A 12,049-nucleotide genomic window follows, 5' to 3' on the forward strand; every position below is an offset into this window, starting at 1 on the left:
CACTCATTTTCCCAAACAGAAGCGGCCGAACAGCGCGTCAAGCATCGCTTCGGTCGCGTCGCGGCCCAATATCGTGCCAAGAGCTAAGTTGGCAATCCGAAGGTGCTCGGCGTCCAGAAGGAGGTCACCCCCGCCGATGTGCCGGAGTTCGACGAGTGCCCGACCGATCAACTCACGATGGCGACGATGGGGGACGATGCCCGACAGGTCGCCAAGCGATCGTGCCGCACGGCTCGCAATACCGGACCACAAGGCGTCGATCGTCGCCGGCGTGTGGATCGAGACGACATGATCATAGCAGTCGGCGCGATAGCTGCGCTCGTCGGCACGGGCACCGATCGTAACGGCCTGAGGGGGGGCGTCTTCTAGGTCGCCGAGCCAGAGGATGATGTCGGCGGCATCGAGCAGCGCGCGCGCGCGCTCGATGCCAATCGCCTCAATCGGATCGGCGGTTTCTTCTGCCAGACCCGCGGTATCGACCAGCCGGAATGGGATGCCGTCGCGGACCACGGAGGCTTCTAGAACGTCGCGGGTCGTTCCCGCGATATCGGTGACAATCGCTGCGGGTCTTCCTAGCAGCGCGTTGAAGAGCGATGACTTGCCGGCGTTACGCGGCCCGGCGAGCACGACCACCACGCCGTCGCGCAAGCGCTCGACCGGCGGACGGTCCAGCATCGCGACCATCGCTTCGATGACCGGGGTCAGCGACGCCGGATCGAAGGCCGAAGCCTGCGCCACATCGTCCTCATCGCCGAAGTCGAGCTCGGCCTCGATCCGTGCCGACGCCATGCTCAATGCGTCGAGCCATTCTGTGACCGTCCTGCTCAACCCGCCTTCGGCCATCGCAAGCGCGGCGCGACGTTGCATCTCGGTTTCGGCCTCGAGCAGATCGGCGAGACCTTCCGCCTGCGCCAGATCCAGTCGGCCGTTCGACAACGCACGGCGCGTGAATTCGCCGGGCTCGGCAAGGCGCACGCCGGGCAGGAGCGCCAGCTCGGCCTCGATTGCGGCGACGACCGCCCGACCGCCGTGCAGGTGCAATTCGACCAGATCTTCACCCGTAGCGGTTGCGGGGCCGGGGAAGAACAATGTCAGCGCCTGATCGAGGGTAGCATCGTGTCGATCGCGGAGGCGGCGCAGGCCAGCGGTTCGCGGTGGTGGCAGACTGCCGGCCAGCGCCCCGCCCGCCGATCGTGCCTTCGGCCCGCTGATCCGAATAACTGCGATCGCCGCCGGCGGCCGGCCACTCGACAGCGCGAAAATCGTGTCGGTCATCCGCCGGTCTTCGGGCCGTTCGTGAACAACTGACGCCAGAAGTCCATTCCCGTATCGCCGACCGGTGCCCAGCTGCGAAACATCGCGTTGATCAACTCCGGCGACAGACCTTGCCCATCCATCATCTCGCGCATTCGCGTGAGGTAATGATCGTGGAGCGGGGTGAGATCGGGCAATCCCATCATCCGCCGTGCCTCTTCCGGCGTACAATCAACTTCGATCGTGACCTTCATCGCCGCATTCCCCGCATCCGCCGCCGACCGTCCAGCGACCGACGATCTATGCGCGCGAACCACGTCGCGTCGCAACGGCAGAGCCGTGGCACTTTGTCGGCAGCGGTGGTTTATGGAGGCGACGTCGAATGGAGATGCAGCGAATGACCGATATGATTTCGATCCCGACCCTGGATGGTGCGACGCTCCCGGCCTATCGCGCGTCTCCGGAGGGGAAGCCGAAGGCGGCGATCATCGTCATTCAGGAGATTTTCGGCATCAACGCCGGCATCCGCCGCAAGTGCGATACGCTGGCGGAGGCGGGCTATCTGGCGATCGCGCCTGACCTGTTCTGGCGGATCGAACCGGGCATTTCGCTCGACCCCGATATCGCACCGGAGATGGAGCGCGCCTTGGCGCTGATGGGGCAGTTCGATCAGGATCAGGGTATCCGCGATATCGAGGCCGCGATCCGCTTCGCCCGTGGCGAAGGTGTCGCGAGCGTCGGTGCGGTCGGTTACTGTCTTGGCGGACGGCTCGCCTATATGACCGCGGCCCGCACGGACGTCGATGCGAGCGTCGGCTATTATGCGGTCGGCATCGATGGACTGCTCGGCGAGAAGCACGCGATCGCGAAGCCGTTGCTACTCCACATTGCGGGGGACGACGGCTTCGTCGACAAGGCGACGCAAGCCGCGATGCATGCCGGCCTCGACGATCATCCGAAGGTTACGCTCCACGACTATCCGGGCGAGGATCACGGTTTCGCGACGGAGTTCGGCAAGCGGCGCTCGGACGCCGCGGCGACACTGGCCGATCAACGCACCGCCGCGTTCTTCGCAGAGCACCTCGGCTGAGACCGAGGACGCCTCGTCATCTCGAACCGGCCGCCACCAGATGACGATGGCGGCCGGTCAGTTCACGCCGGATTGCCGTCGGTATCGCGCAGCACTTCGCGACGGCCGACATGGTCAGGGCGGCTCACCACGCCTTCCTTCTCCATCCGCTCAATCAAGCGCGCCGCGGAATTATAGCCGATCCGCAACTGCCGCTGGAGCCAGGAGGTCGACGCCTTCTGGCTGCCGCAGACGATCGACACCGCGGCGCGATATTGCTGATCCTCCGGCGAGTCTTCGCCAGTCGGCGCGCCCTCCAGCGCGAAGCTTTCCGCCGGCTCTTCGGTGACCGATTCGATGTAATCGGGCTGGCCCTGCGCGCGCCAGTGATCGGTGACCGCACGCACCTCGTCGTCGCTGACGAACGGGCCGTGGACGCGGACGATGCCCTTGCCGCCGGGCATGTAGAGCATGTCGCCGCGCCCCAGCAGCTGCTCGGCGCCCTGTTCGCCGAGGATCGTCCGCGAATCGATCTTGCTGGTGACGTGAAAGCTGATTCGGGTCGGCAGGTTGGCCTTGATGACGCCGGTGATGACGTCGACCGACGGACGCTGCGTGGCCATGATGAGGTGGATGCCCGCCGCGCGCGCCTTTTGCGCGAGGCGCTGGATCAGGAATTCGACCTCCTTGCCGGCGGTCATCATCAGGTCGGCCAGCTCATCGACGATGACGACGATCTGCGGCAGCACGTCGTAATCGAGCTGCTCTTCCTCGTAGATCGGCTGGCCGTTCTCGCCATAGCCGGTCTGGACGCGACGGCCGAGCGGGGTGCCCTTCGCGCGCGCCGCGCGAACCTTGTCGTTGAAGCTGGCTAGGCTGCGGACGCCGACCGACGACATCTGGCGATAGCGATCCTCCATCGTCTCGACCGCCCATTTCAGCGCGCGCACCGCCTTGGCGGGATCGGTGACGACCGGCGAGAGCAGGTGCGGGATATCGTCGTACATGCTCAGTTCGAGCATCTTCGGGTCGATCATGATCATCCGGCATTGATCCGGGGTCAGCCGGTAGAGCAGCGACAGGATCATGCCGTTGAGCCCGACCGACTTGCCCGAGCCGGTGGTGCCGGCGACAAGCAAGTGCGGCATCGGCGCGAGATCGGCGATGACGGGGTCGCCGGCGATGTTCTTGCCGAGGATGACGGGCAGCTGCGCCGTCTGGTCCTCGAACGCTTGGCTGGCGACGAGTTCGTGGAGCGACACCATCTCGCGCTTGGTATTGGGCAGCTCGATGCCGATCACCGAACGGCCGGGGATCGTCGCGACGCGCGCCGAGATCGCCGACATGTTGCGCGCGATATCGTCGGCCAGCGCGATGACGCGGTTCGCCTTGGTGCCGGGGGCGGGCTCCAGCTCGTACATCGTCACGACCGGGCCGGGGCGGACCTCGGTGATCGCGCCCTGCACCTTGAAGTCGTCGAGCACGGTTTCGAGCAGCCGCGCGTTCCGCTCCAGCCCGGCCTTGTCGACCGGACTGCTCTGGTTCGCGGGTGCGGGGGTGAGCAGGTCGAGCGACGGCAGCACGAACGTGTCGCGCAGGTCGAGCCGCTGTTGCGGCTTCGGCGGCGCGAGCGACGGGGCGGTGGTGCGATCGCTGATGACCGGGGCGGGGCGGTTGTCGGGCTGTGCCACCGCGCGCGGTGCGGGACTGCGCGAGAGCGCGAACGGCGCGTCCTCATCGTCCTGCACCTCGTCGAATGCCGCATCGTCACCGCCGGCCTCGTCGTCGCGCGCCCGCCGGCGGAGCAGGCGCGGGGAGGGGGCGAAGCGCGCCAGATCGATCTCGAGGCTGCGTCCCCACAGGATCGCGCCAGCGATCCCGGTGACGAGCCCCAGCGCGAGCACGCTCCACCATGTCACCTGCGGGTTACCGATCAGCGCGATGCCGGAGCGGATCGCACCGACCACGCCGGAGCCGACCGCACCGCCCCAGCCGAACGGCAGCGCCGGCACCGCGCCGGGCGCGACGCAGGTCAATGTCACCGCCATCAACGCGACGCCGATCGCGGCGTTGCGGAGCATCCGCCAGCCGTCTCCCGCCGGCTGCGCGCGCCACAGGCGCAGCGCCACGATCGGCGCGACCGGCAGCAACAACGCCACCGCCGGGCCGAACACGGTCAGCGCGAGATCGGCGAACCACGCACCGGGGCTGCCGAGCAGATTGCCCGTCACGCCCGCGGCGGCGGTGTTGAGCGAGGCGTCGCCCGGCTGGTAGGTGACGAGCGCCACCGCCATCGCCACCGTCAACGCGAACAAGGCGGTGGCGACGATCAGCGCCCCGCTGCGCAACGCCCCGGCCTTGACCGTCTCACGCCACAATGGCGCGTCGACACGGCTTGCCATCCCGAACCCCCAACGATGTCAGAAAATACCGCCATATTCTCCGCCGCCGCGCGTTGTACGTCAAGATGGCGGTGGACGTTGGCATCGCGCGCGCGTGACGATAGGGCAGGATCATGGACAAAGCAGATGCCCGGGCAGACGTGCTCATCCTCGGCGGCGGGCTGGTCGGCAGCGCGCTTGCGGTCGCGCTCGATCGGCACGGCCTCTCCTCGATCGTCGTCGATCCTGCCGATCCGGCGGTGACACTGACCGCGGGGTTCGACGGTCGCGCGTCCGCAGTGGCGAGCGCGAGCCACAAGATGCTCGATGCGATCGGGGTCGGCGATGCCTTGCGTGGCAAGGGCTGCGAGATCCGGCAGATCCGCGTCAGCGACGGTCTGGCGCCGGGCAAGCTCGATTTCATCCCCGCACCCGACGATGCCGCGCTCGGCACGATGTACGAGAACCGGCTGCTGCGCCGCTCGCTCTATGATGCGGCGGTCGCGGCGGAGCGGGTCGATCTGCGGATGCAGACGCGCGCGACGACGATCGTGCGCGATGCCGATGGGGTGCGGGCGACGCTGTCGTCGGGGGCGACCGTCACTGCCGACCTGCTCGTCGCCGCCGAGGGACGGCAATCGCCGACGCGTGAGGCGGCCGGGATCAACGTCGCGCGCTGGCACTACGACCATGCCGCGATCATCGGCGCCTTTCATCATGAGCGCAGCCACGAGAATGTGGCTTATGAGATCTTCTATTCCGCCGGGCCGTTCGCGCTGCTTCCGTTGCCCGATGACGAGATCGGGCACCGTTCGGCGATCGTCTGGACGGTGGCGGGGGACCATGCCGCGGGGATGCTAAAGCTCGGCGATCGGGGTTTCCTGGCCGAAGCGGAGAAGCGCATGGGCGGGTTCCTCGGCGCGCTGTCGCATGCCTCGCCGCGCGCCAGCTATCCGCTCGGCTTCCACCATGCGGCGCGGCTGACCGACACGCGGCTGGTGCTGGTCGGCGATGCGGCGCACGGCATCCATCCGATCGCGGGGCAGGGCGTGAACCTCGGCTACCGCGACGTCGCCGCGCTGGTCGAGGTGCTGGTCGAGGGCCGGCGGCTCGGGCTGGAAGCGGGCGATGCGCAACTGCTCAAGCGCTACGAACGGTGGCGGAGCCTCGACACATTCATGGTCGCCGCCGCCACCGACACGCTGACGCGGCTGTTCGGCGTGCCGGGCAAGGCGGCGAGCGCGGTGCGGCGGTTCGGCATCTCGGCGGTCGATCGCCTCCCGCCGCTCAAGGAGCGCTTCATGGCGGAGGCGCGTGGCGAAAGCGGTGACCTGCCCAGATTGTTGATGGGTACGATGGTCTGACGGTCAGGCCGCAACCGGGAAACGCAACAGCCGGTCGGGCAGGGCGACCAGCGCCTCCGCCCCGCCGCCGGTCGCGCGGGCGATCTCGGGGTGTGTGACGTCGAGCCCGCCGGTCAGCGCGCCGAAGGCCGGGAAGATCAGCTTGGTCGCGGTCGCCACGAAGCAGCGCCGCGCGACCAGCTTGCCGCGCACCTTCACCCGCAGCTTCGGATGATAATGACCCGATAGCTCGGGACGTGTTTCACGTGGATCGGCCTCGTGACGCAGCACCACCCCATCGACGATCGCCTCGTCCCGTACTGCGCCGCCGCAGCGATCGACGTAGGTGCGATCGTGGTTGCCGGTGATCCAGGTCCAGCGCGTCAGGGCGGTCAAGGCCGACAGTCGCTCGCGCGCGGCATCGGGAAGGCGGTCACAACCGGCGATATCGTGGAAGCTGTCGCCCAGGCACCAGACTTCCTCCGCACCCGTCGCCGCGACCGTCGCGGAGAGCGCAGTCAGGGTCGCGATCGAATCATAGGGCGGCAACATCTGCCCACCGCGCGCGAACCAGCTCGCCTTTTCGAGATGCAGATCGGCCACCAACAACGCCCGCCGCGCCGGCCAGAACAGCGCGCCCTCGGGCAACGCCTGCCAGACGTGCCCAGCGAAGCGGAGCTCGGCGAACGGAACGGGAACCATGCCGAGCGCCATGCCTCAGCCGGCAACGCGGATCAACAGCTTAGCCGGCATAGGCTTTCACGAGATCGAACATATAGTCGCGCGCGTCGTACAGGGCATCGACGCGGATCCGCTCGTTGAGGCCATGCACGCCGCTGGTCTGCGGGTCGACGAACGTGCCGGGCACGCCATACACCGGAATGCCGATCGCTTCGAGGAACACGCCATCGGTCGCGCCGGTCGACATCATCGGCAGCAGCGGCAGTTTCGGGAAATGCTTTGCCGCGACCCGCTTCATCGGCTCGATTACCTTCGGATCGAGCGTCGGCGGGACGGCGGTCGGGCGGATCGGCTGATTGATGGTGACGGTCACCTTGTCGCCGGCGAGGTGCTTCAACGTCGCGAGCGTGCCGTCGACCGTCTCCCCCGGGAAGATTCGGCAATTGACGTTGGCAGTGGCGCGCTGCGGCAGCGCGTTCTCGGCATGACCGGCGTTGAGCAAGGTCGCGACGCAGGTCGTGCGCAGCGTCGAATGCAGTACCTTGTCGCGGCTGACGATCGCGTCGGCGGCCTTGTCGGTGGGATCGGCGAGCAACCGGCGGATCGCTGCGGCCTGTTCGCTGTCAGCGCGTTCCGCAGTCGCGGTGAAATAGGCGCGGGTGGTGTCGGTGAAACGGACCGGGAATTCATGGCCCTGCACCGCCTTGATCGCGTCGGCCAGCTCGTAGATCGCATTGTCGGGCGTTGGGGCGGAGCTATGCCCGCCCGGGTTGGTGGTGACGAACGTGTAGTTCTGCGCGGCCTTCTCGCCGACCTGCACCGCCAGCAACTGGCGCTTGCCCGCCGCATCGAGCCGTCCGCCCCCGCCCTCGTTGAGCGCGAATTCGGCGGCGATCAGCTCCGGGTGGTTCTGCGCCAGCCATTGCGCGCCGTTGAAGGCGAAGGTGGTTTCCTCGCCGCAGGTCAGCGCCAGCTTGATCGTCCGCTTCGGGCGATACTTCTGCTGGCGGAAGCGGATCATCGCATCAGCCCAGATCGCCGCCATTGCCTTGTCATCGACCGCGCCGCGCGCGTAATAATAGCCGCCTTCCTCGACCAGCTTGAACGGGTCGCGCTGCCAATCGTCGCGCTTGGCGGCGACGACGTCGAGGTGGCCGAGCAACAGGATCGGTTTGGCGAGGGCGTCGCTGCCGTTGAGGACGGCGACGATCCCGCCGTCATTGGGATGTTCGGGTACGGCAAACATCGTAAGGTCGGCATCGGCAAAGCCGGCCGCTTTCAGCCGCGCGCCGACCTGTTCCGCCGCTTGCGTGCAGCTGCCGACGTTCACGACGGTGTTGGTTTCGACCATCTCCTTGTAGAGATTGAAGAACGCCTTCTGGTCGGGGCGCGTCTGCGCCGTGGCGCCCGTCGCCAGCATCGTCACCACGCCGGCCGCGATCGCCATCTTGCGCATTCACACTCCCCTTCGTCGTTGCGACGATCGTCGCAGCGAAGCGGCAGGGGTGCAACATCTTACAACACGCGCGCACGCCCGGCGTCGCGTGGCAGCAGCAAGCGCAGCTCGCGCCGCGCGAAATCGATGTGCACGCGCCGGAACAGCCGCAGCACGTCCATGCCCAGCAGCAATGCAGGCTTCCCCTCCAGCCCGAACGCCGCGAACGGCCGCGCATCGGCGAAGCCGACCGGCAGCGCGCGGATCGTGGCGCTGCCTAAAGTCAGCATCGGCACCGAGGCGTAATCGGTGGTAATGCTGTCGCCGGTGACGCTGGTGAAGACGATCGGGATCCCGCCACCGCGACGCGTCAGCAGGCGGCGCAGCGCCAGATTGCCGATGCTGACGCTGGTCCCGGTATCCAGCACCACGCGCACGCGCCGCCCGGCAACCGTGGCGTTGGTGACGACCAACTGCCCGAACAGGCTCTTCGCGCGCACCACGATCTCACCGGGCTCGGGGCGCGGCGGCTTCACCCCCACAGCGGGCGTCACCGTCATCCGTTGCTGGTCAAAATCGATCGTCAGCGCATGATCCTGCATCGCGTCGATGCCAAGGATACCAAGCGATCCCATGTCCTTGGCATCGAGCGCCGGCGCCTCGACCCGCCGTGCGCCGAGCGTGCTGACCGACAGCGACGGGATCACAACGGTATCGACGGTGCTGGTGCCGGTGATCGTCGTCATCCGCACCGTCGGGCCGGGCGGTAGTCCGAGCCGGGAGGCGAGCTGACGCGAGATGACGCTGCGCTGCGCGCCCGAATCGACGATGAAGGGAAACGGGCCGGCGGCGTCGATCCGCACCGGCACGGTCATCCGGTCTTCCTGACTAAGAAACGCAAGGTCATCGCCGATCGGCGCGGTCGGCGGCACCGGAGGCTCGGGCGCCGGAGCCTGCTGGGCGTTCGCCGGCACGGCGGCGCAGGCGAGCAACAGCGCGAGCATCCTCTCCATCCCGGACAACCTACGCCTGCCCACGCGGGCGATCAATCCACGCGCATCGCCTCGGCGGCCAGCGCTTCGGCCTCGATCAGCAGCGCGTCGTCGGCGCTGCCGGTCGCGACCTTCTCGCGCCCGATCAACGTCAGCACCGGCACTGCCAGCGGGGTGACGCGCGGCAAATCGACATGCACCATCGTGTCCGCGGCGCGGTCGAGCAGGTCGGCGAGCCGCCCGACATCGGTCATCCGCGCGCGCGCGTCCGCCCACGCCGCCTGAAGCAGCACATGGCCGGGCTCGTATTGGCGCAGCACGTCGTAGATCAGGTCGGTCGAGAAGGTCACCTGCCGCCCGGTCTTGCGCTTGCCGGGATGCTGGCGCTCCACCAGCCCGCCGATCACCGCTACCTCGCGGAAGGCGCGCTTGAGCAGGTGCGAGCGCTCGACCCATTCGACGAACTCATGTTCGAGGATGTCGGCGCTGAACAGCGCGGCGGGATCGGTGACCTTCTCCAGCCCGTAACAGGCAATCGCATAGTCGTTGGCGACGAAACCGAGCGGCTTGAGCCCGAGCGTTTCCATCCGCTTCGTCACCAGCATCCCCAGCGATTGGTGCGCGTTCCAGCCCTCGAAGCTGTAGGCGACCATGTAATGCCGCCCCTCGCGCGGGAAGGTCTCGACCAACAATTGCTCGGGGTGCGGCAGCGTCGAGCGGCGTTGCTGGATCTCCAGCCATTCGCGCACGTCGTCGGGGAAGCGATGCCATTCGCCGGGCGTGTCGAGGAAGCGCCGGACGCGGTTGGCGAGGTTGGTCGACAGCGGCATCCGGCTGCCACCATAGGTCGGGATGCGCGCCGGGCGGCTGGTGGCGCGGACGATCAGATCCTCGGTGTCGATCTTCTCGACCTCGAGGCTCAGCCCGGCAAAGAAGAAGGTGTCGCCGTGGCTCAATGTCGCGGCGAAGCCTTCCTCGACCTTGCCGAGCGCACGGCCGTTGCGGAACCGTACCTTGAGCATCGTCGCCTCGACGATGATCCCAGCGTTGAGGCGGTGCTGCGCGACGAACTTCGGATGGCTGACCCGCCAGCGGCCGTCGGCATCCTGCGTCAGCCGCTTGAAGCGGTCGTAGGCGCGCAAGCTGTAGCCGCCGTCGCGGATGAAGCCGAGCACGCGGTCGAATAGCTCGTCAGTCAGCGCGGAATAGGGCAGGGCGGAGCGTACCTCGGCCAGCATGGCGGCCTGATCGAACGGCGCGGCGCAGGCGCACGCCATGACATGCTGCGCGAGCACGTCGAGCGCGCCCATCCGGAAAACGTCGGCGTCCAGCTCGCCCGCCTCGACCGCGTCGAGCGCGGCGCGCGCCTCCAGATATTCGAAGCGGTTGCCGGGGACGAGGATCGCCTCGCTCGCCTGGTCGAGCCGGTGGTTCGAGCGCCCGATCCGCTGGAGCAGCCGCGACGAGCCCTTGGGCGCGCCCATCTGGATCACGCAGTCAACGTCGCCCCAGTCGACGCCGAGGTCGAGGCTGGCGGTCGCCACCAGCGCGCGGAGCCGGCCGTCCGCCATCGCGCTTTCCACCTTACGGCGCGCTTCCTTTTCGAGACTGCCGTGATGGATGCCGATCGGCAGTTGCATCGCATTGGCCTTCCACAGATCCTGGAAGATCAGCTCGGCGAGGCTGCGGGTGTTGCAGAAGACGATCGCGGTCTTGTGGGTTTCGATCTCGGCCATCACCTGTTCGGCGGCATAGCGTCCGGAATGGCCCGCCCATGGTACGCGGCCTTCGGGCAGCAGGATCGCGATGTCGGGATCGACCCCGGTATCGCCATGCACCAGCGCGACGCGGTCAATATCACCATCGGGCGCGAGCCACGCGCGATAGCCGTCCGGGTCGGCGACCGTCGCGGACAGCGCGACGCGGCGCAGAGCGGGCGCGATCGTCTGCAACCGCGCCATGCACAGGTTGAGCAGGTCGCCGCGCTTGCCAGTGGCGAAGGCATGGACTTCGTCGACGACGATCGTCCGCAGCCCGGCGAACATCGTGAAACTGTCAGGATAGCTGAGCAACAGCGACAGCGATTCGGGGGTGGTGAGCAGGATCTGCGGCGGCTTGACCCGCTGCCGCGCCTTGCGATCGGACGGTGTGTCGCCGGTGCGCGTCTCGACGCGCAGGTCGAGCCCCATCTCCTCGATCGGCGCGAGCAGGTTGCGCTGGATATCGACCGCCAGCGCCTTGAGCGGCGAGACGTAGAGCGTGTGCAGCCCGTCGAGCGGCGCGTCGATCAGTTCGGCCAGCGTCGGGAGGAAACCGGCGAGCGTCTTGCCCGCGCCGGTGGCGGCGATCAGCAGCGCGTGATGCCCGGCGCGCGCCTCGTCCAGCATCGCGAGCTGATGCCGGCGCGGCCGCCAGCCACGCCGCGCGAACCAGTCGGTGAGGACGGCGGGGAGGGCGGTCAATCGGGCGTCCGGGCGGGCATGGCAATGATGTAGGTGGTACGACCGGCGTGGCAACTGCGTGTTCCACCACCTCCGTCATTCCCGCGTAGGCGGGAATCCAGACGCGCAGGTCGTCGTAGCAGCCACAAGCGTCAGAGGTTCTGGATTCCCGCCTGCGCGGGAATGACGGAGGAGACGCGGCAATGACGGGAGGTCACGGCGTGCGCGTGCGATCCTCCGCCGACTGCTGCTTGTACAGCTCGCGCGTCGCCTGTTCGGTTCGCGCTTCCTCATGTGGCTTGCGGCGGTTGCGCAGCATCGCGAACAACAATGCCGCCACCAGGATGATCGGCCCGGCGATCACCACGAAGCTCCACAAACCGTCGCCTGCCATCGGCTCTCTCCTGTATCTCGGGTGGTCAACGACGCGCCGATGAACTTCGATCCGCGCGC

Annotated in this window: 10 protein-coding genes; 2 read left to right on the top strand and 8 right to left on the bottom strand. The window is 67.8% G+C overall.

All coding sequences use genetic code 11. The features are described from left to right. Window positions 1-3: 3 nt before the first annotated feature. Entirely contained in the window at window positions 4-1,275 is a 1,272-nt protein-coding gene (gene mnmE / locus PGN12_03330; GenBank protein ID MEH3102916.1) for a tRNA uridine-5-carboxymethylaminomethyl(34) synthesis GTPase MnmE, read from the bottom strand. Continuing rightward, window positions 1,272-1,508 (bottom strand): DUF6489 family protein, encoded by a 237-nt coding sequence (locus PGN12_03335; GenBank protein MEH3102917.1) that lies wholly within the window; start codon window positions 1,506-1,508, stop codon window positions 1,272-1,274. The genes mnmE and PGN12_03335 overlap by 4 nt, the downstream gene beginning before the upstream one ends. Window positions 1,509-1,651: 143 nt before the next feature. Here PGN12_03335 and PGN12_03340 point away from each other — a divergent pair, with 143 nt between their 5' ends. After that, the gene (locus PGN12_03340) at window positions 1,652-2,344 is read left to right on the top strand and encodes a dienelactone hydrolase family protein (GenBank protein MEH3102918.1); all 693 of its coding nucleotides are present in this window, start codon (window positions 1,652-1,654) and stop codon (window positions 2,342-2,344) included. 62 nt (window positions 2,345-2,406) lie between these two features. Here PGN12_03340 and PGN12_03345 read toward each other — a convergent pair whose 3' ends face one another. Continuing rightward, the gene (locus PGN12_03345; protein MEH3102919.1) at window positions 2,407-4,725 is read right to left on the bottom strand and encodes a DNA translocase FtsK 4TM domain-containing protein; all 2,319 of its coding nucleotides are present in this window, start codon (window positions 4,723-4,725) and stop codon (window positions 2,407-2,409) included. Window positions 4,726-4,838: 113 nt separating this feature from the next. Between PGN12_03345 and PGN12_03350 the strand changes: the two genes are divergently transcribed. Next, entirely contained in the window at window positions 4,839-6,068 is a 1,230-nt protein-coding gene (locus PGN12_03350; protein ID MEH3102920.1) for a UbiH/UbiF/VisC/COQ6 family ubiquinone biosynthesis hydroxylase, read from the top strand. 3 nt (window positions 6,069-6,071) lie between these two features. Here the strand turns inward: PGN12_03350 and pdeM are convergent, their stop codons facing one another. The 5 genes from pdeM to PGN12_03375 all read right to left on the bottom strand — a co-directional run bounded on the left by pdeM (window position 6,072) and on the right by PGN12_03375 (window position 11,990). Further along, entirely contained in the window at window positions 6,072-6,749 is a 678-nt protein-coding gene (gene pdeM / locus PGN12_03355) for a ligase-associated DNA damage response endonuclease PdeM (protein MEH3102921.1), read from the bottom strand. 40 nt (window positions 6,750-6,789) lie between these two features. Beyond that, window positions 6,790-8,184, bottom strand: coding sequence for a M20/M25/M40 family metallo-hydrolase (locus PGN12_03360; GenBank protein MEH3102922.1), 1,395 nt, complete (start codon window positions 8,182-8,184; stop codon window positions 6,790-6,792). Between the two features lie 59 nt (window positions 8,185-8,243). Further along, the gene (locus tag PGN12_03365; protein ID MEH3102923.1) at window positions 8,244-9,176 is read right to left on the bottom strand and encodes an aspartyl protease family protein; all 933 of its coding nucleotides are present in this window, start codon (window positions 9,174-9,176) and stop codon (window positions 8,244-8,246) included. A 32-nt stretch (window positions 9,177-9,208) separates the two neighbouring features. Beyond that, window positions 9,209-11,617, bottom strand: coding sequence for a ligase-associated DNA damage response DEXH box helicase (locus PGN12_03370; GenBank protein ID MEH3102924.1), 2,409 nt, complete (start codon window positions 11,615-11,617; stop codon window positions 9,209-9,211). A gap of 193 nt (window positions 11,618-11,810) precedes the next feature. After that, complete coding sequence (locus PGN12_03375; protein MEH3102925.1) at window positions 11,811-11,990, bottom strand: hypothetical protein; 180 nt, start codon at window positions 11,988-11,990, stop codon at window positions 11,811-11,813. Window positions 11,991-12,049: the final 59 nt, after the last annotated feature.

Source organism: Sphingomonas phyllosphaerae (assembly GCA_036946405.1).
Taxonomy (GTDB): Bacteria; Pseudomonadota; Alphaproteobacteria; order Sphingomonadales; family Sphingomonadaceae; genus Sphingomonas; species Sphingomonas phyllosphaerae_D.